18 protein-coding genes and 1 tRNA gene are annotated in these 23,506 nt (G+C 65.1%); 12 read left to right on the top strand and 7 right to left on the bottom strand.

From position 1 onward, the window contains the following. The first annotated feature begins 48 nt into the window (after nucleotides 1–48). The 7 genes from G524_RS0113720 to G524_RS0113690 are packed head-to-tail and all read left to right on the top strand — an operon-like array spanning nucleotide 49 to nucleotide 12,448. On the top strand, nucleotides 49–936 hold the full coding sequence (locus G524_RS0113720; RefSeq protein WP_027444206.1) for a BrxR family helix-turn-helix transcriptional regulator: 888 nt from the start codon (nucleotides 49–51) through the stop codon (nucleotides 934–936). Next, nucleotides 933–4,001 carry a BPTD_3080 family restriction endonuclease gene (locus G524_RS16055; protein WP_051221277.1) on the top strand — a complete coding sequence of 1,023 codons (3,069 nt, stop codon included), beginning with the start codon at nucleotides 933–935 and terminating at the stop codon, nucleotides 3,999–4,001. Before G524_RS0113720 ends, G524_RS16055 begins: the two co-directional genes overlap by 4 nt. Next, on the top strand, nucleotides 3,998–5,926 hold the full coding sequence (locus G524_RS0113710; protein ID WP_245561380.1) for a GmrSD restriction endonuclease domain-containing protein: 1,929 nt from the start codon (nucleotides 3,998–4,000) through the stop codon (nucleotides 5,924–5,926). The genes G524_RS16055 and G524_RS0113710 overlap by 4 nt, the downstream gene beginning before the upstream one ends. Beyond that, nucleotides 5,926–8,829: a site-specific DNA-methyltransferase gene (locus G524_RS0113705; protein ID WP_027444204.1), complete on the top strand. Its 2,904-nt coding sequence runs from the start codon at nucleotides 5,926–5,928 to the stop codon at nucleotides 8,827–8,829. The genes G524_RS0113710 and G524_RS0113705 overlap by 1 nt, the downstream gene beginning before the upstream one ends. Nucleotides 8,830–8,860: 31 nt before the next feature. Further along, on the top strand, nucleotides 8,861–9,316 hold the full coding sequence (locus G524_RS16050) for a hypothetical protein (protein ID WP_051221275.1): 456 nt from the start codon (nucleotides 8,861–8,863) through the stop codon (nucleotides 9,314–9,316). 2 nt (nucleotides 9,317–9,318) lie between these two features. Then, nucleotides 9,319–11,403: a 3'-5' exonuclease gene (locus tag G524_RS0113695; protein WP_027444203.1), complete on the top strand. Its 2,085-nt coding sequence runs from the start codon at nucleotides 9,319–9,321 to the stop codon at nucleotides 11,401–11,403. A gap of 25 nt (nucleotides 11,404–11,428) precedes the next feature. Continuing rightward, entirely contained in the window at nucleotides 11,429–12,448 is a 1,020-nt protein-coding gene (locus tag G524_RS0113690) for a DUF4236 domain-containing protein (protein ID WP_027444202.1), read from the top strand. Between the two features lie 263 nt (nucleotides 12,449–12,711). Here G524_RS0113690 and G524_RS0113685 read toward each other — a convergent pair. Continuing rightward, nucleotides 12,712–12,801: transfer RNA gene (locus G524_RS0113685), tRNA-Ser, on the bottom strand. Nucleotides 12,802–12,982: 181 nt separating this feature from the next. Between G524_RS0113685 and hspQ the strand changes: the two genes are divergently transcribed. Together hspQ and G524_RS0113675 are read left to right on the top strand one after the other, a co-directional pair. Beyond that, a complete protein-coding gene (gene hspQ / locus G524_RS0113680; protein WP_027444201.1) occupies nucleotides 12,983–13,363 on the top strand; it encodes a heat shock protein HspQ in 381 nt (126 codons plus the stop codon). 26 nt (nucleotides 13,364–13,389) lie between these two features. Further along, the gene (locus tag G524_RS0113675; protein WP_027444200.1) at nucleotides 13,390–14,016 is read left to right on the top strand and encodes a hypothetical protein; all 627 of its coding nucleotides are present in this window, start codon (nucleotides 13,390–13,392) and stop codon (nucleotides 14,014–14,016) included. Here the strand turns inward: G524_RS0113675 and G524_RS0113670 are convergent. Continuing rightward, nucleotides 14,006–14,908, bottom strand: coding sequence for an ABC transporter permease (locus G524_RS0113670; RefSeq protein ID WP_084625194.1), 903 nt, complete (start codon nucleotides 14,906–14,908; stop codon nucleotides 14,006–14,008). The two genes, G524_RS0113675 and G524_RS0113670, sit on opposite strands and share 11 nt — an antisense overlap. A gap of 67 nt (nucleotides 14,909–14,975) precedes the next feature. Here G524_RS0113670 and G524_RS0113665 point away from each other — a divergent pair, with 67 nt between their 5' ends. Both G524_RS0113665 and G524_RS0113660 read left to right on the top strand, forming a co-directional pair. Further along, a complete protein-coding gene (locus G524_RS0113665) occupies nucleotides 14,976–15,698 on the top strand; it encodes a GcrA family cell cycle regulator (RefSeq protein WP_027444198.1) in 723 nt (240 codons plus the stop codon). A gap of 109 nt (nucleotides 15,699–15,807) precedes the next feature. Further along, nucleotides 15,808–16,767 (top strand): DUF481 domain-containing protein, encoded by a 960-nt coding sequence (locus G524_RS0113660; RefSeq protein WP_027444197.1) that lies wholly within the window; start codon nucleotides 15,808–15,810, stop codon nucleotides 16,765–16,767. Between the two features lie 86 nt (nucleotides 16,768–16,853). Here the strand turns inward: G524_RS0113660 and pnp are convergent, their stop codons facing one another. The 3 genes from pnp to truB all read right to left on the bottom strand — a co-directional run bounded on the left by pnp (nucleotide 16,854) and on the right by truB (nucleotide 20,587). Beyond that, on the bottom strand, nucleotides 16,854–19,109 hold the full coding sequence (gene pnp, locus G524_RS0113655; RefSeq protein ID WP_027444196.1) for a polyribonucleotide nucleotidyltransferase: 2,256 nt from the start codon (nucleotides 19,107–19,109) through the stop codon (nucleotides 16,854–16,856). A 227-nt stretch (nucleotides 19,110–19,336) separates the two neighbouring features. After that, the gene (gene rpsO / locus G524_RS0113650) at nucleotides 19,337–19,606 is read right to left on the bottom strand and encodes a 30S ribosomal protein S15 (RefSeq protein WP_027444195.1); all 270 of its coding nucleotides are present in this window, start codon (nucleotides 19,604–19,606) and stop codon (nucleotides 19,337–19,339) included. A 12-nt stretch (nucleotides 19,607–19,618) separates the two neighbouring features. Further along, the gene (gene truB / locus G524_RS0113645) at nucleotides 19,619–20,587 is read right to left on the bottom strand and encodes a tRNA pseudouridine(55) synthase TruB (protein ID WP_051221273.1); all 969 of its coding nucleotides are present in this window, start codon (nucleotides 20,585–20,587) and stop codon (nucleotides 19,619–19,621) included. Nucleotides 20,588–20,635: 48 nt separating this feature from the next. Here truB and glpD point away from each other — a divergent pair, with 48 nt between their 5' ends. Then, on the top strand, nucleotides 20,636–22,180 hold the full coding sequence (gene glpD / locus G524_RS0113640; RefSeq protein ID WP_036858003.1) for a glycerol-3-phosphate dehydrogenase: 1,545 nt from the start codon (nucleotides 20,636–20,638) through the stop codon (nucleotides 22,178–22,180). On the opposite strand, the gene G524_RS0113635 is transcribed toward glpD, so the two are convergent. Together G524_RS0113635 and G524_RS0113630 are read right to left on the bottom strand one after the other, a co-directional pair. Next, nucleotides 22,138–22,863, bottom strand: coding sequence for a site-2 protease family protein (locus G524_RS0113635; RefSeq protein WP_036858000.1), 726 nt, complete (start codon nucleotides 22,861–22,863; stop codon nucleotides 22,138–22,140). The two genes, glpD and G524_RS0113635, sit on opposite strands and share 43 nt — an antisense overlap. Before the next feature lie 47 nt (nucleotides 22,864–22,910). After that, nucleotides 22,911–23,489 carry a thymidine kinase gene (locus G524_RS0113630; protein WP_027444191.1) on the bottom strand — a complete coding sequence of 193 codons (579 nt, stop codon included), beginning with the start codon at nucleotides 23,487–23,489 and terminating at the stop codon, nucleotides 22,911–22,913. Nucleotides 23,490–23,506 lie beyond the last annotated feature (17 nt).

Here is a 23,506-nt window from a genome sequence, read left to right as displayed (position 1 = left end):
ACTAGTCATGCCTAGTTAACGGACGGATCATGTCATTGGGAGTCCAGGGTGGCGAAAGCGAAGGCCGATCTGCGGTGGGGAGTCGAGCAACGACTCGAATTCATCGAGTTCCGGCTGTTTTGGGAGGGGCATGTGAACCGGGGCGATCTGATGGAGGCGTTCGGGGTGTCGGTGAATCAGGCGTCCACTGACCTGAACCGCTATATCGGAATGGCGCCGCAGAACATCCACTACGACAAGAGCGCTCGCGCCTATGTCCGCGGTGCAGAGTTCGCTCCACAGTTCCTGAAACCCGACGCGAACCGCTATCTCGCGCAGCTTAGATCAGTCGCCGACGGAATTCTGGATCGCGCCGATGCGTGGATCGGACAGTTTCCCCCCTACGATGCAGCGCCGACGCCCGTGCGGGGCGTTAATGCCAAGACGCTGCGCGCAGTGGTCGCTGCGATCCGCCGGTCCGAAGCGATCGAGGTCAAGTATCAGTCGCTGTCGCGGCCGGAGCCGCGCTGGCGTTGGATTGCGCCACACGCAATCGGCTTCGACGGGTTCCGCTGGCATACCCGGGCGTTCTGTCTCAGCGACCGAAGCTTCAAGGACTTCCTGCTTTCGCGGATCATCGAGACCCGCGGCACCAAGCCAAGCGAGATGGGATCAGAGGCGGATCAAGATTGGAATGACGAAGTGGTGCTTGAGATCGGACCCCATCCCGATCTCTCAGATACCCAGAAGAAGGTGATCGCACTGGATTACGGGATGCGTGGAGGACGAGCGAAAATCCGGGTTCGAAAGGCGTTGCTCTACTACGCGCTCCGCAGGCTTGGCCTCGATACCGATCCGGCCGCGCGCCGTCCTCAAGATCAACAGATCGTATTGCTCAATAGGGATGCAGCTGGCCCGAGCTTGCCGCGGCAGGACAATGGAGAGGTTCGGGTATGAGCGAGACATTCTTCGAACGCCCGATCCTGAACTCGCCCTACGAGTATCCGCGCCGACATTGGGAACTCGATGAGGACGGGCAGCCAACCAATCGGATCATCGAGACACGGCGCCGATCCGACCTCATCACCCCGGTTCCGAAGCCGAAGAAGCGCCGCCAGGGACGCGGCAATCAGGCTCAGATGATCTTTGGCGATGACACCGGCCTGTCATCGGAGGAGCAGGAGTACAACCCCACTCCGATCATCAACGAGGTCCGCACCTACGTCGAGGAATGGCGCAGGCTGCCCAACCCCGACCAGTGGCTGGTCACGCCGGAAACGGCGCGCCTGCTGACGCATTGGCGTCACCACAAATTCGAGAGTATTCGTCCATTCTTCTGCCAGATCGAAGCCGTCGAGACAGCAATCTGGCTCACTGAGGTCGCGCCGAAGCTCGGCGCACGGACGAAGAAATTCTGGGCTCACATCGAGGGCGGCAACGCGCAGGCCAATCCGGAGCTCATGCGCCTGGCGCTGAAGCTCGCCACCGGCGCCGGTAAGACGACCGTAATGGCGATGCTGATAGCCTGGCAGACGGTGAATGCTGTCCGCCATCCGAACAGCAAGCAGTTCTCGCGCGGCTTTCTGGTCGTCGCGCCGGGCATCACCATCAAGGATCGCTTGCGGGTTCTGTTGCCCAACGACCCGGAGAGCTACTACCGGCACCGTGAGATCGTGCCGCCCGATATGCTTGCCGATGTCGACCGGGCGAAGATCGTCATCACCAACTATCATGCCTTCAAATTGCGTGAGCGGATTTCCGTCTCCAAGGGCACCCGCACCGCCCTGGAAGGCTGGCGCGGCGAGACGCTGCAGACGCTGGAGACCGAAGGCCAGATGCTTCAGCGAGTCATGCCCGAACTCATGGGGCTAAAGAACATCGTCGTTCTGAATGACGAGGCGCATCATTGCTATCGCGAGCGGGTGAAGGACGCCGAAGGCGAAACTGAAGCTGACCTCAAGGGCGAGGATAAGGACGAGGCCAAGGCAAACAACGAGGCCGCCCGGATGTGGATCTCGGGGCTCGAGGCGGTCAAGCGTAAGCTTGGGATATCGCTCGTCTACGACCTCTCGGCCACGCCCTTCTTTTTGCGCGGCTCGGGTTATGCGGAAGGCACCCTGTTCCCGTGGACCATGAGCGACTTCTCCCTCATGGACGCGATCGAATGCGGCATCGTGAAGCTGCCGCGCGTTCCGGTCGCCGACAATATTCCAGGCGGCGACACGCCGAAGTTCCGCAATCTATGGGAGCACATCGGCAAGAAGCTGCCGAAGAAGGGCCGCAGCGCAGGCAAGTCGCTCGATCCGCTGAGCCTGCCGGCGGAGCTGCTGACCGCGCTCGAAGCGCTCTATGGCCACTATCAGAAAACGTTCGAGCTCTGGGAGAACGAGGGCATCGGCGTGCCGCCGGTCTTCATTGTGGTGTGCAACAACACCTCGACCTCGGAGCTGATCTACAAGTACGTCTCCGGCTTCCATCGCGAGAACGACGACGGCTCCACGACGCTGGAGAACGGCCGCCTGGCGCTGTTCCGCAATTACGACGACTACGGAAACCGCATCGCCCGTCCGAACACGATCCTGATCGACTCGGCCCAACTCGAATCCGGTGAAGCCCTCGACAAGGACTTCCGCGAGATGGCGGGCGATGAGATCGAACGCTTCCGTCGCGAGATGATCGAGCGCACCGGCGACGTCCACGCCGCCGACAGTATCGACGACGCCACGCTCTTGCGTGAGGTCATGAACACCGTCGGCAAGAAGGGGCGGCTGGGTGAGCAGGTGCGTTGTGTCGTCTCGGTCTCGATGCTGACGGAGGGATGGGACGCCAACACCGTCACCCATATCCTCGGCGTTCGCGCCTTCGGCACGCAGCTCCTGTGCGAGCAGGTGGTCGGTCGTGGCCTGCGTCGTCAGTCCTATGACCTCAACGAGGAAGGGCTGTTCAACGTAGAGTATGCCGACGTGCTCGGCATTCCGTTCGACTTTGCCGCCAAACCGGTCGTCTCCCCGCCCGCCAAACCGCGCGAGACGGTGCGGGTCCATGCCGTCAAACCGGACCGCGACGCGCTGGAGATCGTCTTTCCGCGCGTCGAGGGCTATCGCGTCGAACTGCCCGACGAGCGGCTGGAAGCGGCCTTCGGGCGGGATCACGTCCTCCATCTGACGCCGGAACTTGTCGGTCCGTCTGTGACCAAGAATCAGGGCATCATCGGCGAAGGCGTCGATCTGACTGTCGCGCATCTGGAGGACATGCGGTCCTCGACCGTCCTGTTCCACCTCGCGCGGCACCTTCTTTACAACAAGTATCGCGATCCGGGAGAGGAGCCGAAGCTCCATTTGTTCGGGCAGCTCAAGCGCATTACACGCCAATGGCTCGAAGGCGGCTATCTCAAGTGTTCGGGCGGCACCTATCCCGCGCAGCTGATCTACAAGGAGATCGCCGACATGGCGGCGGAGCGGATCAAGGCCGCCATCACCGAAACGCTCGCCGGCGACCGGCCGGTCAAAGCGATCCTCGACGCCTACAACCCCACCGGCTCGACGGCCTTCGTCAACTTCACGACGTCGAAGGAAACGCGCTGGCAGACCGACCCGCGCAAGTGCCACGTGAACTGGGTCGTCTGCGACAGCGATTGGGAGGCGGAGTTCTGCCGCGTGGCAGAGGCGCACCCCAAGGTTCGCGCCTACGTCAAGAACCAGAATCTTGGCCTCGACGTGCCCTACCTGATGGGCTCGACGCCCCGAAAATACATCCCGGATTTCATCGTCCAGGTGGACGATGGCCATCTAGACCCGCTGAACCTCATCGTCGAGATCAAGGGCTTCCGCGGCGAGGACGCCAAGGAGAAGGCGAACACCATGCGCGCCTATTGGGTGCCGGGCGTCAACAACCTCGAACGCTACGGACGCTGGGCCTTCGCCGAGTTCACCGCCGTCTACGAGATCGAGGCGGAGTTCAACAAACTGATCGCTGCGCAGTGTGAACACGCTGCCGCAGCCGTCGTCGATCACGAGGTGTGACCTTGGGGAAGCAGGCAGCATTCAAGACCAATCCGGTCAGCCTTGAAGAACTGCTCCGGCATTGCGGAAGCGGGAAGATCCAGCTTCCCGACTTTCAGCGCAGCTGGGTTTGGGATGAGGAGCGGATCAAGGGTCTGATCGCGTCGATCTCGCAAGCTTTTCCGGTCGGCGCCTTGATGACGCTGGAAGTGAAGCCGGGAGCCGCCGATACCTTCGCGCGGCGCCCGATCCAGGGCGCCGATCCGATCGCAGCCGCTGGCGCGCCGGACCAGCTCCTCCTCGATGGCCAGCAGCGCATGACGTCGCTCTACCAGACTTGCCTGCGGCGCGAGGTGGTGCAGACGGTTACTCCGCGCCTCAAGCTCGTGAGGCGCTGGTTCTACATCGACATCCGCAAGGCCATGAACCCGGCCGAGGATCGCGAGAACGCCATCGTCTCGGTGCCGGAAGATCGGCGGATCAAATCGGATTTCGACCGGAAGATCGAACTCGACCTCTCCACGCCCGAGCTCGAATACCAGAATCTCATGTTCCCGCTGAACCAGGTGTTCGACTGGGACGAATGGCAGGACGGGTTCAACGAATACTGGCTGGAGAAGGATCCCGAGACGCGCAGGCTCTTCAAGCCGTTCAAGGATGAAGTCCTCCAGAACTTCAAGGCTTACCAGCTGCCGGTCATCGCGCTGGGCCCCGACACCTCGCACGAGGCGGTCTGCCTCGTCTTCGAAAAGGTGAACACCGGCGGCAAGCCGCTCGATGCCTTTGAGCTCGTCACCGCTATGTACGCCGCCCGCGGGCATCGCCTCCGCGACGACTGGCTCGGCGCCGATGGCCAGGCCGGGCTGCAGACGCGCCTGCAGCTCTACGGCCGCGCGGCCGAGCAGAAGTTCGGTGTTCTGGAGAAGGTCGCTGCGACGGATGTCCTGCAGGCGATTGCGCTCCTGCACGGCGTCGAGAAGCGCGCGGCCGAAATCGCCGCGGGCCGCAAGGAGTCCGAGCTCTCCGCCGTCCGGGCGACGCGCCAGTCGCTGCTGGACCTGCCGCTGGAGGCCTATCTGAAGCACCGTGGCGCGGTCGAGGAAGGGTTCAAGACGGCTGCCCGCTTCCTCCGCCAGAACCACATCTACCGCGTCATCGACTTGCCCTATCAGGGCCAGCTCGTCCCGTTCGCCGCGATCCTCGCGATCATCGGCCCGAAATTCGACCATGCCGCGGTTCGCGACCGGCTGGCGCGCTGGTTCTGGTGCGGCATCTTCGGCGAGCTATACGGCTCCGCCATCGAATCCCGCTTCGCCAAGGACGTGCTCGAAGTCCCCGCCTGGCTCGATGGCGGGCCCGAGCCCAGCACCATCACCGAAGGGCGTTTCCGCCCCGAACGGCTGCGCACGCTGCGCACCCGCCTCTCCGCCGCCTACAAGGGCATCCACGCCCTGCTGATGGCCGAGGGCGCGATCGATTTCCGTTCGGGCCAGCCCTACGGCCAGACGGTGTTCTTCGACGAGTATGTCGATATCCACCACATTTTCCCGCAGGACTGGTGCAAGAAGCAGAAGATCGAGCCGAAGGTCTTTGACACCGTCGTCAACAAGACCCCGCTCAGCTACAAGACCAACCGCATCCTCGGCGGGGTCGCGCCTTCGGAGTATCTCTCCCGGCTGGAGATGGGCGGCAAGGATACGCCGCCCATCGCGCCCGCCGCGCTGGACGAATACCTCGCAAGTCACGCGATGGACCCGGCGCTTCTGCGTGCCGACGATTTCGAAGGGTTCATGGCGGATCGCGAGGCGCGGCTCCTCGCCATGATCGCCAAGGCGACCGGCCACCCGGTCATCAAGGCCGGCGTGGCGCCTGAGGAAGGCGAGGATATCCCCCAGGATGACGAGGGCTTCGATCTGCCCGACGCGCAAGCAGAGGAGGCCGCGTAATGGCGAAGAAACCGATCGAGGTCGAGGCGCTGAAGCACGACGCGGCGACGCGCAAGAACATCCCGACGGCCGAGTTTGAGAGCGTCATGCGCGAGGCGGACAAGACGCCGATCCAGCTCGCCTATGAGCGGCGCAACCGCGATCTCGATCCGCAGCTCGTCTGGCGCGGCAAGGACGAGCAGGACTGGTCGGACCTCATCGTCTCCGCCCCGCCACTCTACATCCAGGAGAAGGTGCACCCCAAGGTCATCATCGACGACCTGAAGCGGGAATCGAAGACGCGTGCCGACGAGGCCGCGCCGCCGATGGCCGACCTCTTCGCCGATTTCAACGGACTGCGGGATGCCGAGGCGGCGACCGAGTTCTATCAGCACGACCAGCACTGGTCGAACCGGATGATCTCGGGCGACTCGCTCTCGGTCATGGCGTCACTAGCCGAGCGCGAGGGCCTGCGCGGGCAAGTGCAGTGCATCTATTTCGATCCGCCCTACGGCATCAAGTTCAATTCCAACTTCCAGTGGTCCACCACCAGCCGCGACGTGAAAGACGGCGCCAAGGACCATGTGACGCGCGAGCCTGAGCAGGTCCGTGCCTTCCGCGACACCTGGAAGGACGGCATCCATTCATACCTGACCTATCTGCGCGACCGGCTGACCGTGGCGCGCGATCTGCTGAGCGAATCGGGCAGCATCTTTGTGCAGATCGGGGACGAGAACGTCCACCGGGTGCGTGCGCTGATGGATGAAGTGTTTGGTGAGGACAACTTCGTCAGCCAGATTGTGTACAGAACTACGACCGGTAAGGCATCTGCTGCTCTGGATAGCACTCGAGATTTTGTTCTTTGGTTCGCTCGAAACGTTCAATCCTTAAAATTTCGACGCCTGTACTTCCAACGGACGGCATCAGCCGATGCGAATTATCGCTTTGCATTCGAGCCGGATGGAACACTTCGTACCCTGACGAGAACGGAAATGGAGGACGTTGACAGTATAGATGAGAGCGTTCGTGTGGCTGCTGCGAATCCGTTGACGTCCCAGTCGGCCAGCAGCACCACCTTGTTTGAGTACCCTCTCGCCGGGTTGAAGTTCGAGCCTGGAAAAGGTGGATGGAAAACGAACCTCGTCGGAATGGAAAAACTTCAAAAGTCCTCACGGCTTCATGGCATCGGGAAGACGCTACGCTTCGTTAGGCCTTTTAAAGATTTCGATGTTCAAGGGTATAATGATATCTGGGACGATACGAGACAAAGCGGCTTTGGCGACAGCAAGGTGTATGTTGTTCAGACCGCTTCTCGCGTCATCGAACGCTGTATCCTGATGACCACCGACCCCGGCGATCTGGTGCTCGATCCCACCTGCGGCTCGGGCACAACGGCTTATGTTGCCGAACAATGGGGGCGGCGATGGATCACCATCGACACCAGCCGTGTCGCTATTGCGCTCGCCCGGTCGCGCCTCATGGGCGCGCGCTATCCCTATTATCTGCTGGCCGATAGCCCCGAGGGCCAAGCCAAGGAAGGCGAAATCACGCGCTCCGTTCCGAAGACCACCCCGACCCGCGGCGACATCCGCATGGGCTTTGTCTACGAACGCGTGCCGCACATCATGTTGCGGGATATCGCTCAGAATGCCGAGATCGACGTGATCTGGGAGCGGATGCAGCCCGCCGTCGAGGAGGCGCGCGCCGCCCTCAACGCCGCCCTGAAAGGGCACCAGGAACCCTTCAAGGTCGAAACCGGTGGCCGCGCCGGCAAGACGATCGACTTCCGGAAGGAGGGCGAGGTCACGCTGCCCTCCGGCGAGCCCGCCCCCGCTGGCGGCTTCATGGAGTGGGAGATTCCGCGCGAGGCCCCCAAGGGCTGGCCCGAACCCGCCAAGGCCGCGCTCGCCCGCTTCTGGGAGGCGCGGATCGCGCGGCAGAAGGAGATCGATGCATCCATCGCCGCCAAGGCCGAGTTCGAATATCTCTACGACAAGCCCTACGTGGACAATTCCAGGGTCCGCGTTGCCGGGCCCTTTACGGTTGAAAGCCTCTCGCCCCACCGGACGCTGGCGGTGGACTGGAACGACGAGCTGATCGATGTGCTGGAGGCCGCCGAGGGCAAGCGCAAGGCGGCGGATCGCGACGAGAGCGTGACCGACTTCGCGCACATGATCCTGGAGAACCTGAAGACCGCCGGCGTCCAGCAGGCGCACAAGGAAGATCGGATCACCTTCACCAGCCTGACCGGCTGGCCCGGCCGCTTCATCTGCGCCGAGGGCGCCTTCATGGAGGGCGATCGCCAGAAGCGCGCCGGCATCTTCATCGGTCCCGAATTCGGTACCGTCAGCCGCCCCGATCTGGTAGCTGCGGCCCGCGAGGCGGGCGATGCCGGATTTGATGTTCTGATCGCCTGCGCCTTCAACTATGACGCTCATTCGGCTGAGTTCGACAAGCTCGGCCGCGTACCGGTGCTCAAGGCCCGCATGAACCCCGACCTGCACATGGGCGGGGACCTGAAATCGACCAGCGCCGGTAACCTCTTCGTCATCTTCGGCGAGCCCGACATCAAGATCGAGGATGCGGGCGACGGCATGATCCGGGTGAAGGTGTTCGGCGTCGACGTCTTCAAGCCGCAGACTGGCGAAGTCGTCTCCGAAGGCACCGACGGTATCGCGCTTTGGATGCTCGACACCGACTACAACGAGGAAAGCTTCTTCGTCCGCCACGCCTATTTCCTCGGCGCGAACGATCCCTACAAGGCATTGAAGATGACGCTGAAGGCCGAAATCGATCAGGAGGCCTGGGAAAGCCTGCACAGCGACACGTCGCGCCCCTTCCCGAAGCCGGCGTCGGGGCGGATCGCGGTGAAGGTCATCAATCACCTCGGCGACGAGGTCATGAAGGTGTTCTCAGTGGGGTGAGCGCCTTGAAGCTCAACAGGGCGGTGGGGGGATGAGCACGATGGGAGCAAAGGCGCCGGATCTCTCGGAGGAATGGGATCAGCAAAAGCTGCGGAACTGGATGGCGAATGCCCGCCGGCTGGGGCGGGACGATGTCTATCAGGCCGCCTTCCGTCAGTTATGTCGCATCGAAGGCCGCGACATTGACGACCCGCTCGCAGCCGATTTCGCCGCTGTCATGCGCGCGCTAGAAGAAGCGCTGAGCGAGCAGAACGGCAGAACCACTCGATTGTCACGCACCAGGCAGAAGCTCGCCCGCGCCGGTGTCCGCAAGACCCTTGCCGATCTCGCACTCAAGCCGAAACCGTCAGAGGGATTTCTGAAGCTGATGGAGTTCGGAATGGCCGACATGTCGGCAGAATCGCTGATCCTGAAATATCGGCAGGAGTTCGAGCCCGAGGTCGTAGCCGCGGCTGAACGGCGGCTGGCGGAGTATGGGGTGGATTAAGCATGGAATTCCGGATTGCGGACACGTTCACCGACAGCCTGTCCAGGCTGACCGCGCAGGAACAGAAGGCAGTGAAGACGACCGCCTTCGACCTGCAACTCGATGCCTCCGCGCCGGGCCTTTCCTTCCACAAGCTGGACCGCGCCAAGGACCCGAATTTCTGGTCGGTGCGAGTGAACGCCGACATCCGGCTGATCGTCCACCGCACGCAGTCGAGCCTGCTGCTCGTCTATGTCGATCACCACGACGACGCCTACAAATGGGCCGAACGGCGCAAGATCGAGCGGCATCCGACAACAGGCGCCATGCAGCTCGTCGAGGTGCGCGAGCGCGTCGAAGAGGTGGAGATCTTCAAGCCGAAGGAGGTCGCGGAGCCGGTTGCCCCCGCGCCGGCTGCGAGGCCGAAACTCTTCGACAATCTGCGCAAATTCGAGCTGATGGGTTTCGGGGTACCCGAGGAGTGGGTGGAGGACGTTCGCCGGGCGACCGAGGACACCCTGTTCGACATCATCTCCCATCTGCCGCAGGAGGCGCAGGAGGCGCTCCTGAAGCTGGCGGTGGGCGAGAAGCCGGAGCCGCCCGTGACGGCACCCGTGGAGGCCGATCCGTTCGCCCATCCCGATGCGCAGCGGCGTTTCCGGGTCCTGACCAACATCGAGGAACTGCAGCGCGCGCTCGACTATCCTTGGGAGAAATGGGCGGTCTTCCTCCATCCCGACCAGTTGCAATATGTGGAGCGCAGCTATTCGGGGCCGGCCAGGATTTCGGGGTCCGCGGGCACGGGCAAGACGGTGGTGGCTCTGCATCGCGCAGTGCATCTGGCGCGCAACGAACCACAGGCGCGCATTCTGCTGACGACCTTCTCCAAGGCGCTCGCCAATGCGCTGAAGGTGAAGCTGCAGCATCTGGCCGGAAACGAACCGGCCGTTTTGGCGCGGATCACCGTGCAGTCCATCACGGGCGTCGCCTATGATCTCTATTCCAGTCTTTTCGGGCAGCCGAACATCGCCTCGCCGTCCCTCGTTCACACTCTGCTCACCAAGGCGGCGGGACAGGACGATGGCCAGAAGTTCTCCTTGCCCTTCCTCGCCGGGGAATGGTCGGAGGTCGTCGATGCCTGGCAGATCGGAAGCTGGGAGGGGTACCGCGATGTCTCGCGCCTTGGCCGCAAGACGCGGATTGGCGGCAAGCAGCGGGAAGCACTCTGGTCGATCTTCGAGCAGTTGCGCGCCGGTCTCGCCGAGCGCAAGGCGGTGACATGGTCCGGCGTGTTCGGCCGTCTCGCGGCGCATTATGGCGCGACGGAGAAGCGGCCGTTCGATTTCGCGGTCGTCGACGAGGCGCAGGATATCAGCGTGGCCGAGGCCCGCTTCCTGGCCGCACTGGTTTCGCACAGGCCGGACGGGCTGTTCTTCGCCGGCGATCTCGGACAGCGCATCTTCCAGCAACCCTTCTCGTGGAAATCGCTCGGCATCGACTTACGTGGACGCTCCCACACATTGCGGATCAACTATCGCACCTCCCACCAGATCCGCGCCCAGGCGGATCGGCTGCTGCCGCCGAACATCTCCGACGTTGACGGTAACACCGAGAGCCGCCGCGGCACCATCTCCGTGTTCAACGGGCCGGCACCCGAGATCTGCACCTTCGATACGGCCACGGAAGAGAGCGAAGCCGTCGGGCACTGGCTCGCCGATCGCCTGAAAGAGGGTTGCCAGCCGCATGAGGTCGGCCTGTTCGTTCGAACCGGCGAGCAACTGAAACGCGCGCGGGCCGCGATCAAGACCGCTGGCGCATCGGGTGTCGAGCTGAGCGACAAGGTAGAGGCGGAAGCAGGCAAGGTCGCGATCAGCACCATGCATCTGGCCAAGGGCCTCGAATTCCGTGCCGTCGCCGTGATGGCATGCGACGACGAGGTGCTGCCGTTGCAGGAGCGGATCGAGACCGTCGCCGATGAGTCCGATCTGGAGGAGGTCTACAACACCGAACGCCATCTGCTTTATGTCGCCTGCACCCGCGCCCGCGACCGGCTGCTGATCACCGGCGTCGATCCGGCCTCCGAGTTCCTCGACGATCTGGCGCGATAGGCGAGAGGGCGCGGGAGGCAAGCGTATGGCATTCCGTTTTTGGCGCCGCATCCGACTTGCGCCCGGGGTCACGCTGAACCTCTCGAAATCGGCGGCTTCGCTATCCTTCGGGCCGCGCGGGGCCAAGTACACGATAAGCCCCCGCGGAAACCGCGCGACGGCAGGCATTCCTGGCACCGGCCTCTTCTACACGATGCGCGATCCAGGGGCCGGACGCGGGCAAGAGCGCGGTGCATCCGCACCAATGGTGCGCGCGAGAGATCGTCTGACGCTCGGATTTTTCCAGCGCCTGATCACACCCGCGGCGGAGCGGGCCTTCGTCGATGGGCTAAAGGCGCTGAATGAGGGCGATGACAGCGAGGCGCTTGTCCTGCTCGACCGTTCGGCTTCTCTGGCCGACGCCGCATGGCTTGCCGGGATGCTTCACCTGAAGAGTGAGAACTTCGAACAGGCGGAGCGTTGCCTGCTCGATGCCTTGGAACGGAGACACGAACTCGATTCGTTGTTCAGCAAGTACGGAGTCAACGCGACCATCAGCCTGCCGATCACTCCCGAAATATCGGCGCATGTGCGGCCTCGCGAACGGGGGACACTTCTGGCCCTGGTCGAGGTCTACCAGTTGCAGGGACGTTCGGGCGACGCATTGATCCGTCTGGATCAGCTGCTCGATCTGGACAAGTCGGATCCCGTCGTCCTGCTCTCCTTCGCTGAACTTGCGCTCGATCATCCGAACCCCGAGCACTTGCGACGCATCGCAGAGCTGAGCGCGTCTGTCGAAAACGAGACTCCGGTCCATACGGCGTTGCTGCTCTATCGGGCCCGCGCGCTGGTCAGCTTGGGCTTGCCCGATGCGGCGATCGACGTTCTCACGTTGGCGCTCCGGCGGCGCAAGGACCGCCCGGACGAGCTGCTGCGGCAGGTCCGATATGAGCGTGCGTTGCTCTACGATGGCCAGCGCCGCCAAGCACAGGCCCGACGCGAGTTCGAGCGCATTTATGCCGAGGATCCGGGGTTCGAGGATGTCGCCGAACGGCTCGAGCTTTGATGTCCGATTTCGGCGCCGATCGCTTGCCGACGAGGATATCAATCGCCGCGACGAGACGCAGACATTTTTACGTTCTATTTCAATGACATAGGATTCCGTACTGGCGTCGGTTCAGTCCAGAGGTCGAGAGAAAAAAGGCGGAGAGAGAACGCTCGGAGCCGAGTGTGCCGGCGTCGCAGTCCAGAGGTTCGCGCCCGAACCGCGCGGTTCCTTGGCATTTCAGCCGCGCGTCCGCACGCGGAGAACGTTCGAATGGCTAGAAATGGCGGAGAGGGTGGGATTCGAACCCACGTTACGGTCACCCGTAAACCGCATTTCGAGTGCGGCGCATTCGACCACTCTGCCACCTCTCCGCGAGGCCTGTCGCGCCGTAAAAGGCCGCCCGGTCGCAAGGCGGCTGGCGTCAGGAAGCGCGCCCGTTAGCCCAAGGCGCAGCCCTTGCCAAGACCTGCGGCCGCACAATTTTGGGGCATATCCGTGCCCCGGCCGGTGCGCCCGCTTGTTTTGCGCCGGCATTGCTCCATATTGCAGGGCATGGAAAGCGCAGCCTTCTTCTCCAGTCAGGCAGGCCGCATCATCACCGCGCCGCGCCAGACCCGTGCCCGCTTTGCCATTGGCGATGTGGTGCGCCACCGCCTGTTCGCCTTCCGCGGGGTGGTCTTCGATATCGATCCGGTGTTTGCCAATTCGGAGGAATGGTACCAGTCGATCCCCGAGGAGATCCGCCCGCGGCGCGACCAGCCCTTCTATCACCTGCTCGCTGAAAACGAGGATTCGGCCTACGTCGCCTATGTCAGTCAGGGCAATCTCGTGCCCGATCCGGAAGGCGGCCCGGTCGATCATCCCACCGTGCGCCAGCTGTTCGAGGCCTTCAAGGACGGGCGCTACCGTATGAGAGCCTCGCTTACCCATTGACAACCTTGCCCTGCTAGCGCGGGGCCATGGCATGGACAGCCAAGGACGATCAGAACAGCGCCGCCGCAGCGCGCTTGCGCCGCGCGCTCGAACGTGAGCTCGCGCCGGAGGAAAGCATCCTCTGGCACGGCTGGCAGCTTGGCCGGATCGAGCCCAAGCGATTCCTCATCTATGTCTTTGCCGTGCCCTGGACCGCCTTTGCCCTGCTGTGGACCGGGCTGGCCATGGCCGCGATGCTGCATACGGGCGAGGACGGGCCGGGCTTTTTCGGCTGGGCCTTCCCGCTGTTTGGCCTGCCCTTCGTGGCGGTCGGGCTGCTGATGCTTGCAATCCCCTTCGGCCCGCTGATCGCGCGCGGACGGGTGCTCTATGTCATCACCGACAGGCGGGTGCTGAGGCTCAGCCTCGCCCGCGCGCTCGAGATCAAGACGGTGCCGGCTGACCGGCTCGGCCTGAGCACGCGCGAGGAGCGCCGCGATGGCAGTGGCACGCTCAGCCTTGCGGTGCGGATCGGGCGCGACAGTGACGGCGACAAAGAGACCGAGTTCTTCCGCATCGGGCCGGTGGCCGACGTGATGGGCGCGCAGGAGGCCACCGCCCGGATCGCCCGACCGCGGCCCGCCCCCGGGCCAGCCGTGCCCGCTAGCTCTTGAGCTTCCAGCCCGAGCGCAAAAGCGCATAGACCGCCCCGGCCAGCGCCAGATTGAGCACCAGCAGCCCGATCCCCGCCACCAGCACATCACCCGGCCCGCCAATATCGCTCTGCCCCAGAAAGCCGTAGCGAAAGCCCGAGATGACATAGAAGAAGGGGTTGAGGCGGCTGACCAGCTGGAACACGCCGTGGAGGTTGTCGATCACGTAGAAGGTGCCCGACAGCAGCGAAAGCGGGGCGATGACGAAATTGGTCACCGCGGCGTTGTGATCGAACTTTTCGGCCCACACCGAAGTTGCAAGGCCAAGGCTCGCCAGCAGCAGCGAGCCCATGAGGCCAAACCACAAGACCGCAAAGGGGTGGGCAAGGCGAAGCGAGACCCCGGGCCACAGCGCCATGGCAAGAGCGACGGTGCAGCCCACCGCGATCGCCCGGGTGACCGCCGCGCCAAGGATGCCCCCCATCAGCTCGGCCGGGGACAGCGGGGGCATCAGATAGTCGATGATCGTCCCCTGGATCTTGCCGCCCAGCAGCGAGAAGCTGGAATTGGCAAAGGCGTTCTGCATCATCGCCATCACGATCAGCCCGGGGGCGATGAAGGTGGCAAACGGCACGCCCAGCACCATCCGCCCCTCGCGCCCCAGCGCCACGGCGAAGATCACCAGGAACAGCAGCGTGGTGAAGGCCGGTGCCCAGATCGTCTGGGTCTGCACCTTGAGAAACCGCCGCACCTCCTTCATATAAAGGGCGAGCAACCCCACGCGGTTGATCCCGGTGATCACCGGGACCCCGCGCGCCGGGAAGCGGGCGTCCCCGCCGGTCTTGTCAGCGACGGGCTTTTGCGGCACGGGGGCTGACTTTGCCGCGGGACGTGCAGGAGCAGGTTCGGCCATGGCGCGCGTGCCTAGGCGGAACCGGCCCGGCTGACAAGCGCCCCCAACAAGGAAGCAGGACGTGACTATGGGCTGGACCGAGGAGCGCATCGCAACGCTGCGCAGGCTGTGGGAAAGCGGCTCGACCGCAAGCGAAATCGCCGCCGAGCTGGGCGGGGTGAGCCGCAATGCGGTGATCGGCAAGGCCCACCGGCTCGGGCTCAAGGCGCGCCCCTCGCCGGTCAAGGCCAACGAGAAGAAGAAGGCCGCCGCCCCGGCGAAGAAGCCCGCCGCCAGCCCGGCGCGGCCCGCCGAGGAGCCGCGCGCCGAAGCGAGCGCGAGCGACACCGCGCCGCAGCGCCCGGCTCAGCGCCCGGCAGCGCCCGCGCCGGTGGCCCCGCCGCGCAGCGAGCCGGCCACCGCCGCGCCCGCGCAAACACCCTCGCAGCCGATCCCCGGCGCCCAGCCGGAAACGCCCCGAATCGTCTCGGTCGGCCCCGGCGGCTTCCTGCGCCAAGGGCCGGGCGATCAGCAGGCGCCGATCCCCCCGGCCCCGCCGCGGCGGCTGGTGCCGGCCAAGCCCAGCCCCGAGATCGCCGACAAGACCAGCCTGCTCGATCTGTCGGACAAGGTGTGCCGCTGGCCCATGGGCCACCCGGGCGAGCCCGATTTCCATTTCTGCGGCGAGCCGGTGAACCCCGGCTTTCCCTATTGCGTCGAGCATTGCGGGCGCGCCTATCAGGCCCAGCTCCCGCGCGGTGTGCGCCGCCCGCCCCCACCGCTGCCCTTTGGCGGGCCGCGGGTGCGCTGACACGGGAACGCCGCGCCCGCCCCTCCCCACGCTGCCCGGCGTACGCAGGGCGCTTGCGCGCGGCAGCGGCGCAAGGCTAAAGCGCGGGGCGAGCAAAGGGAGCGCTAACATGAAGGCGATGGCCACGCTGCGTCTGGGGAGCATTGCCATGCTCGCCGCGGTTTTGGCGCAGCCGCTTCATGCCGAACTGCCGCCGCCGGTGCGGGCGCTGATCGAGGCGGCGATCGCCACGGGCGATGAGGCCAAGCTGCGCGTGGTGGCCGAGCTGGCGCGCAGCACCTACCCCGCCGAGGTCGAGGAGATCGACGCGCTGGTCGCCGGTTTCGAGACCACGCTCGCGGCGCGCAAGGCGGCCGAGGCCGAGGCGCGCACCGCCGCGATCCGCGCGGCGGGCCTGCTCGAGAACTGGAGCGGCCAGGGCGAGTTCGGTGCCTTCCGGGCCACGGGCAATGCCAGCAATGCCGGGATAACCGCCGGGGTGACGCTCGAGCGACAAGGCCTCGCCTGGCGCCACCGCCTGACCGGGCGGATCGATTACCAGCGCGCCAAGGGCCGCACCACCCGCGAGCAGTTCCTTGCGCGTTACGAGCCCAATGTGAACATTGCCAAGAACCTCTTTGTCTATGCCCTCGCGCAGTATGAGCGAGACCGTTTCCAGGGCTTTCTTGGTCGCTATGCGGTCTCGGGCGGGCTCGGCTATGAGGCGATCAAGGACGAGGATGTCACCCTTTCGCTCAAGGCCGGGCCGGCCTGGCGCGCCACCCGCTTTGTCGATGGGCGCGAGGAAAACCGGATCGCCGGGCTGGTCGGCCTCGATTTCGGCTGGAGCATCACCGATACGCTCAAGCTGACGCAGACCGCCAATGCCGTGGCCGAGACCGGCGCCTCGGCGGTGGCGATCATCGATTCGCGCAACACCTCGATCGACCTCGTCACCGGCCTCGATGCCGCGATCAGCCGCAGCCTCAAGGCGCGCCTGTCCTACAGCGTCGAATATGACAGCAACCCGCCCCCCGGCGCGGTGGGCACCGACACGCAAAGTCGGGTGACGCTGATCTACGATTTCTGAAACGAGGCGCCTGCACCTCCACGGGGCAGCACAAGGCCCGCCGGGATCGCTCCCGGCGGGCCTGCGCTTGCGCCTTGGCGGCGCGATCAGTCCTTGAGGAAATCGGGCAGCGCCGCCGGGGCGCTGTCGCGCTCACGCCCGCCGCGCTCGCGCCCACCACGATCGCCGCCGCGCCCACCCTTGGGCCCGCGCCTATCGCCACCGCGCTCGGCGCGCGGCTCGCGCGGGGGGCGGGTGTCGGCGAGTTCCTCGCCGGTTTCCTGGTCAACCACCCGCATCGACAGGCGGACCTTGCCGCGGTTGTCGATCTCAAGCACCTTGACCTTCACCTCCATGCCTTCGGAAACGACATCGGTGGGCTTTTCGACGCGCTCGTTCTTCATCTCGCTGACATGGACGAGCCCGTCCTTGCCGCCCATGAAGTTCACGAAGGCGCCGAAATCGACGATGTTGACCACCTTGCCGGTGTAGATCTTGCCCACTTCCGGCTCCTCGACGATGCCGAGGATCCAGCGCTTGGCCGCCTCGATCTCGTCGAGATTGGACGAGCTGATCTTGATCACGCCTTCATCATCGATGTCGATCTTGGCGCCGGTTTCGGCCACGATCTCGCGGATCACCTTGCCGCCCGTGCCGATCACGTCGCGGATCTTGGACTTGTCGATGGTGATGGTCTCGATCCGCGGCGCGTGCTTGCTCACCTCGGTGCGGGCCGAGCCCAGGGCCTTGGCCATCTCGCCGAGGATGTGCAGCCGCCCGGCCTTGGCCTGTTCGAGCGCCTTGGCCATGATCTCGCGGGTGATGCCGGCGATCTTGATGTCCATCTGCATCGTGGTGATGCCCTCGGCGGTGCCGGCCACCTTGAAGTCCATGTCGCCGAGGTGATCCTCATCGCCAAGGATGTCCGAAAGCACGGCAAATTCATCGCCTTCGAGGATGAGGCCCATGGCAATGCCCGAAACCGGCGCCTTGATCGGCACGCCCGCATCCATGAGCGACAGGCACCCGCCGCACACCGTGGCCATCGAGGACGAGCCGTTCGATTCGGTGATGTCGGAGAGCACGCGGATGGTGTAGGGGAAGTCCTCCTTGCTCGGCAGCACCGGATTCAAGGCGCGCCAGGCAAGCTTGCCATGGCCCACCTCGCGCCGGCCGGGCGCGCCGAAGCGGCCCACTTCGCCGACCGAATAGGGCGGGAAGTTGTAGTGCAGCATGAAGCTCGAATAGCTGAGCCCCTCAAGCCCATCGATCATCTGCTCGGCATCCTTGGTGCCCAGCGTGGTGGTGCAGATCGCCTGGGTCTCGCCGCGGGTGAACAGCGCCGAGCCGTGGGTGCGCGGCAGGAAGCCGACGATGGCCTCGATCGGGCGCACCTCGTCAAGCCGGCGCCCGTCGATGCGGCTGCCGTCCTTGAGGATGGCGGTGCGCACGATATCGGCCTCGACCTTCTTCAAGGTCTTGATCGCAACCATCTGGGTCTGCGGGCTTTCCTCGGCAAAGGCAGCTTTGGCCTTCTCGCGCGCGGCGTTCAAGGCATTCGAGCGGGCCGACTTGTCGGTGAGCTTGTAGGCCGCGGCGATATCCGCGCCGACCAGTTCCTTGAGCTTGGCCTTGATTTCGGCGGTATCGTCCGAAAGGTCGATTTCCCACGGCTCCTTGGCCGCCTGCTCGGCAAGATCGATGATCGCGCCGATCACCTTGCGGCATTCGTCATGGGCGAACATGACAGCGCCGAGCATCTCGTCCTCGGAAAGCTCCTTGGCCTCGCTCTCGACCATCATCACCGCCTTGTCGGTGGCAGCGACGACGAGATCGAGCCGCCCTTCGGCAAGCGCCTTGTCCTGCTTGGGGTTGAGCACATATTGCCCGTCGATATAGCCCACCCGGCAGGCGCCGATCGGACCCATGAAGGGAACGCCCGAAATGGTCAGCGCAGCCGAGGCGGCAACCATCGCCACGATATCCGGCTCGGTCTCCCCGTCATAGGAGAGCACCTGGGCGATGACGTTGATTTCGTTATAGAAACCTTCGGGGAACAGCGGGCGGATCGGACGGTCGATCAGCCGGCTGGTGAGGGTTTCCTTCTCGGTTGCGCCGCGTTCGCGCTTGAAGAAGCCGCCCGGGATACGCCCGGCGGCGGAGAACTTTTCCTGATAGTGGACGGTGAGCGGGAAGAAGTCCTGCCCTTCCTTGACGCTCTTGGCGGCGGTGACGGCGCACAGCACCACGGTTTCGCCATAGGTGGCGAGCACGGCGCCATCGGCCTGGCGGGCAATACGCCCAGTTTCCAGAGTGAGGGTCTTTCCGCCCCACTCCAGCGATACTGTCTTGGTGTCAAACATCGGTTTTCCTTCCGACCCGCGCGGCCGGATTGCCGGGCGGGGCCTCATCTGCCGGGGAAAGGAACCGTCCCGGCCCGGTGCGGGGCCTTGTCTGCCCCAGGCCCCTCCACCGGATTGTGAAGGAAAGCCATTGAATTTTGGGCAGCCGGCGCACGCTCGCGCCCTGGCCGCCCGATGAACCAACCGGATAAGCGAAGCGGCCCGCTCAGGGGCCGCCTCGAAGCCGGTTACTTGCGCAGACCCAGCTTCTGGATCAACGCGTTGTAGCGCTCGACATCCTTCTTCTTGAGGTAGGCGAGCAGCGTGCGGCGCTTGTTGACCATCATCAACAGGCCCCGGCGCGAATGATTGTCCTTGTGGTGATCCTTGAAGTGCTCGGTGAGATTGCGGATGCGCTCGGTCAGGATCGCGACCTGCACTTCCGGGCTGCCGGTGTCCTTGGGATCACGGGCGTTGGCGGCAATGATTTCCTGCTTCTTCTCGGCACTCACCGACATGTTGGCTCTCTCTTACTCGGCGACATCGGGACAGTTGAAACCCCTGACGACCCTTGCCGTCCCATCCGCGATTTCCATCAGCGCGACCGGAACCGTGCCCAGTTTTGCCAGATAGAGCCCGGATGGATGGGGCATTCCAGACAAGACCCGGCCCTGGCGGACCGCCTGCGCGCCTGTCTGGTCGAGGTGAAGGGCCGGGATGTCGTCCAGCCCTGCCTCCAGCGGCAGGAGAAGGTGTTCAAGCCGCTGCCCCTTAGCGGCTTCCTCCAGTTTGTCCAGCGAAATCGATTGGCTCTCGGTGAACGGACCCGCCTTTATGCGCCGCAGAAAGGTGACATGGCCGCAGGTGCCCAGCGCCTGCGCAATGTCGCGCACGAGGCTGCGGATATAGGTGCCCTTGGAAACCTCGGCCTCGAGCGTCACGTGATCGATGGGGCCGCCCGGCATGGCCGCCTCGGCGCGGCAGATCGCCAGCCGATCGATCGTCACCTCGCGCGCGGCGAGCGCCACCGCCTTGCCCGCGCGTGCCAGATCATAGGCGCGCTGCCCATCCACCTTGAGCGCCGAATAGGCCGGGGGCACCTGTGCGATCACCCCGGTGAACCGGGCCAGCACCGCTTCCACCTCGGCAAGCGCAGGGCGCCGATCCGAGGTGGCGATCACCGCGCCCTCGGCATCGAGCGTATCGGTTTCGACCCCGAAGCGTAGCGTGAAGCGATAGATCTTGCGCGCATCGAGCATCCGCCCGGCCAGCTTGGTCGCCTCGCCCAGCGCCACCGGCAGCACGCCTTCGGCGAGGGGATCGAGCGTGCCGCCATGCCCCACCTTGGTTTTCGCATAGCCCCCTTGGCGCAGGGCGCGCTTGACCGCGCTCACGCCTTGCGTGCTGCCGAGCCCCGGCGGCTTGTCGAGCACGAGCCAGCCCGAAAGCGGCCGCCCGCTGCGGGGCTTTTCAGGGGTGGATCGGGAGCTTGCGTTCACCCGCTCCCCCTAGCCAAGCCGGGGGGAAAAGGCCAAGCTTTGCGCGCCATGGATATCAACGGGCCCCACAGCTTTGATCTGCTGGTGATCGGCGGCGGGATCAACGGCGCCGGGATCGCGCGCGATGCCGCCGGGCGGGGCCTCAAGGTGTGCCTGGTCGAACAGGGCGATCTTGCCGGTGCAACCTCCTCGGCCTCGACCAAGCTGGTCCACGGCGGCCTCAGGTATCTGGAGCAGTTCGCCTTCCGGCTGGTGCGCGAAAGCCTGATCGAGCGCGAACGGCTGCTCGCCATCGCCCCGCACATCATCTGGCCGCTGCGCTTCGTGCTGCCGCATGAGCCTGGCCTGCGCCCGCGCTGGCTGCTGCGCACCGGGCTGTGGCTCTATGACCACCTCGGCCCGCGAAAGCGCCTGCCGCCCTCGCGCAGTGTCGATCTCACAAGGCCGCCCCATGCCGGGGTGCTCGCGCCGCACCTGGTCCACGGGTTTGAATATTCCGATTGCTGGGTCGATGATGCGCGCCTCGTGGTGCTCAACGCCCGCGATGCGGCCGAGCGCGGGGCACAGATCCGCACCCGCACCCGCTGTATCGGCCTGAGGCGCGCGGGCGGGGGCTGGCAGGCGCGGATCGCCGGGCCGCTGGGGATCGAGGAGATCTCGGCCGCAGCGCTCGTCAATGCCGCCGGCCCCTGGGTGGACAAGGTGCTGGCCGAGGCCCTGCCCGGGCCGCGCCGTGCGCCGCTGCGGCTGGTCAAGGGCAGCCATCTCATCATGCCCCGGCTCTACGAGGGCGCGCATTGCTACATCTTCCAGAACCGCGATGGCCGGATCGTCTTTGCCATTCCCTATGAGGGCGACTTCACCCTGATCGGCACCACCGATGTCGCCTTCAGCGGCGATCCGGCCAAGGTTGCGATCAGCCCCGAGGAGGCCGCCTATCTGTGCGCGGCGGTGAGCGAATATTTCGCCACACCCGTCTCGCCCGACCAGGCGGTGGCCACCTATGCCGGGGTGCGCCCGCTCTATGACGATGCAGCGGAGCGCGATTCCGCCGTGACGCGCGACTATGTGCTGGCGCTTGATCGTGGCTGGGATGGCCGGGCGGCGCCGCTGCTCTCGGTGTTCGGGGGCAAGATCACCACCTATCGCCGCCTGGCCGAGCACGCCCTTGCCAAGCTCGGCGTCGAGGCAAGACCGTGGACCGCATCGGCACCGCTTCCGGGGGGCGACATTGCGCATGGGGATTTCGCCGCCTTCCTCGCCGCACAGCAGGCGCACTATCCCTGGGCCGCACCGGCCATGCTGGCGCGCATGGCGCGTGCCTATGGCACCCGGCTGGCCGAGGTGCTGGGCGATGCGCAGGGTGCGCAAGACCTCGGCCAGCATTTCGGCGGCGGGCTTCATGCCGCCGAGGTGATCTATCTCATCCGCCAGGAATGGGCGCGCAGCGCCGAGGACGTGCTGTGGCGCCGCTCCAAGCTCGGCCTCCACTTGACAGGCGAGGAGCAGGCGCGCCTTGCCCAGTGGTTCGCGCGCCTCAAGCTCGACGATCAGGCAATCAGCGCCGCGATCCAGTCTGCCAGCGCAAGATAGAGGCTCATGGCTAGGCTCACCGGCGGCATCAGAATCGCCGCCAGCCAGTTGCTGCCGAAGATCCAGGTCGAGGCGATGAGACCGAGCAGCAACACCATGCCGATGCGCTGCAGCCGCTCCCACCCGGCGCGCAGGCGCTCGGGCAAGAGCCCGCCGACGATGTGCGAACCATCGAAGGGCGGGATCGGCAGGAGATTGAACAGGCCAAGAAAGAGGTTGACGAGGATGAAATAGAACAGGCCGGTTTCGAGCCAGCGGGTCTCGCCCGCGCGGTCAACCAGCAGCGCCAGGCCCTCGGCGCCCGGCCCGCCAAAGCCGAGCCCTGCCGGCATGATGAGGCCCAGCAGCACTGCGCCGATCGCGGCGAGCACGAAATTGCTCCCCGGCCCGGCCGCGGCCACCGCCATCATGCCGAAACGCGGGTTCCTGAGCCGCCAGCGGTTGACCGGCACGGGCTTGGCCCAGCCGAACACCGGCGCACCGAGCAGCGCCAGCCCCCCCGGCACCAGCAGCGTGCCCACCGGATCGACATGGGCGAGCGGATTGAGCGTGAGCCGCCCGCGCTCGCTCGCGGTCATGTCCCCCAGGAGCCGCGCGGCATAGCCGTGGGCGACTTCGTGGAACACGATCGCGATCACGATCGCCGGGATCAGCACCAGCGCGATGGAGAGGGTCTGCGTCATGCCTGCCAAGGTAGGAACCCTTCAGCCCCGGCGCCAGAGGGCGCGGCTCAGGCGCCGGCAAGCGCCGCGGAAAAATGGCGGCGGCACAGCGCGACATAGCGGTCATTGCCGCCGATCTCGGTCTGCGCGCCGTCACTGACCGCCCGGCCCTTCTCATCGACGCGCAGGTTCATCGTCGCCTTGCGCCCGCAATGGCACACCGCCTTGAGTTCGACGAGCGCATCGGCAATGCCCAGCAGCACCGCCGAGCCGGGAAACAATTCGCCCCTGAAATCGGTTCGCAAACCATAGCACAGCACCGGGATGGCCGCCTCGTCGGCAAGGCGGGCCAATCGCCAGACCTGCTGCGGCATGAGGAACTGCGCCTCATCCACCAGCACGCAGGCGAGCGGGGCGGCGGCATGTTCGGCCATCACCGCGGCCCACAGATCGGTTTCGGGGGTGAACAGGTGCGCCCCGCTTTCAAGGCCGATGCGGCTTTTCACCCGCCCGCCCGAACGGCTGTCGAGCGCGGCGGTCCACAGCATGGTGCGCATCCCCCGCTCGCGGTAGTTGAAATCGGCCTGGAGCAGGTGGGCAGACTTGCCCGCGTTCATGCTGGCATAGTAGAAATAGAGCTTGGCCATGGCCCGAGCCTAGCGCC

The organism is Erythrobacter cryptus DSM 12079 (assembly GCF_000422985.1).
Classification (GTDB): Bacteria; Pseudomonadota; Alphaproteobacteria; order Sphingomonadales; family Sphingomonadaceae; genus Erythrobacter; species Erythrobacter cryptus.
The sequence above is the reverse complement of the archived record's forward strand: the minus strand, read 5'-3'. Positions and strand labels throughout refer to the sequence as shown.

Bases quoted from the DNA above. Each gene is read 5' to 3' on its own strand.
- glpD (WP_036858003.1), top strand. From the start codon at position 20,636: ATGGATATCAACGGGCCCCACAGCTTTGATCTGCTGGTGATCGGCGGC.
- G524_RS16055 (WP_051221277.1), top strand. From the start codon at position 933: ATGAGCGAGACATTCTTCGAACGCCCGATCCTGAACTCGCCCTACGAG.
- G524_RS0113665 (WP_027444198.1), top strand. From the start codon at position 14,976: ATGGGCTGGACCGAGGAGCGCATCGCAACGCTGCGCAGGCTGTGGGAA.
- G524_RS0113670 (WP_084625194.1), bottom strand. From the start codon at position 14,908: ATGGCCGAACCTGCTCCTGCACGTCCCGCGGCAAAGTCAGCCCCCGTG.
- G524_RS0113695 (WP_027444203.1), top strand. From the start codon at position 9,319: ATGGAATTCCGGATTGCGGACACGTTCACCGACAGCCTGTCCAGGCTG.
- G524_RS0113675 (WP_027444200.1), top strand. From the start codon at position 13,390: ATGGCATGGACAGCCAAGGACGATCAGAACAGCGCCGCCGCAGCGCGC.
- G524_RS16050 (WP_051221275.1), top strand. From the start codon at position 8,861: ATGAGCACGATGGGAGCAAAGGCGCCGGATCTCTCGGAGGAATGGGAT.
- rpsO (WP_027444195.1), bottom strand. From the start codon at position 19,606: ATGTCGGTGAGTGCCGAGAAGAAGCAGGAAATCATTGCCGCCAACGCC.
- G524_RS0113705 (WP_027444204.1), top strand. From the start codon at position 5,926: ATGGCGAAGAAACCGATCGAGGTCGAGGCGCTGAAGCACGACGCGGCG.
- hspQ (WP_027444201.1), top strand. From the start codon at position 12,983: ATGGAAAGCGCAGCCTTCTTCTCCAGTCAGGCAGGCCGCATCATCACC.
- G524_RS0113660 (WP_027444197.1), top strand. From the start codon at position 15,808: ATGAAGGCGATGGCCACGCTGCGTCTGGGGAGCATTGCCATGCTCGCC.
- G524_RS0113635 (WP_036858000.1), bottom strand. From the start codon at position 22,863: ATGACGCAGACCCTCTCCATCGCGCTGGTGCTGATCCCGGCGATCGTG.
- G524_RS0113630 (WP_027444191.1), bottom strand. From the start codon at position 23,489: ATGGCCAAGCTCTATTTCTACTATGCCAGCATGAACGCGGGCAAGTCT.
- pnp (WP_027444196.1), bottom strand. From the start codon at position 19,109: ATGTTTGACACCAAGACAGTATCGCTGGAGTGGGGCGGAAAGACCCTC.
- G524_RS0113690 (WP_027444202.1), top strand. From the start codon at position 11,429: ATGGCATTCCGTTTTTGGCGCCGCATCCGACTTGCGCCCGGGGTCACG.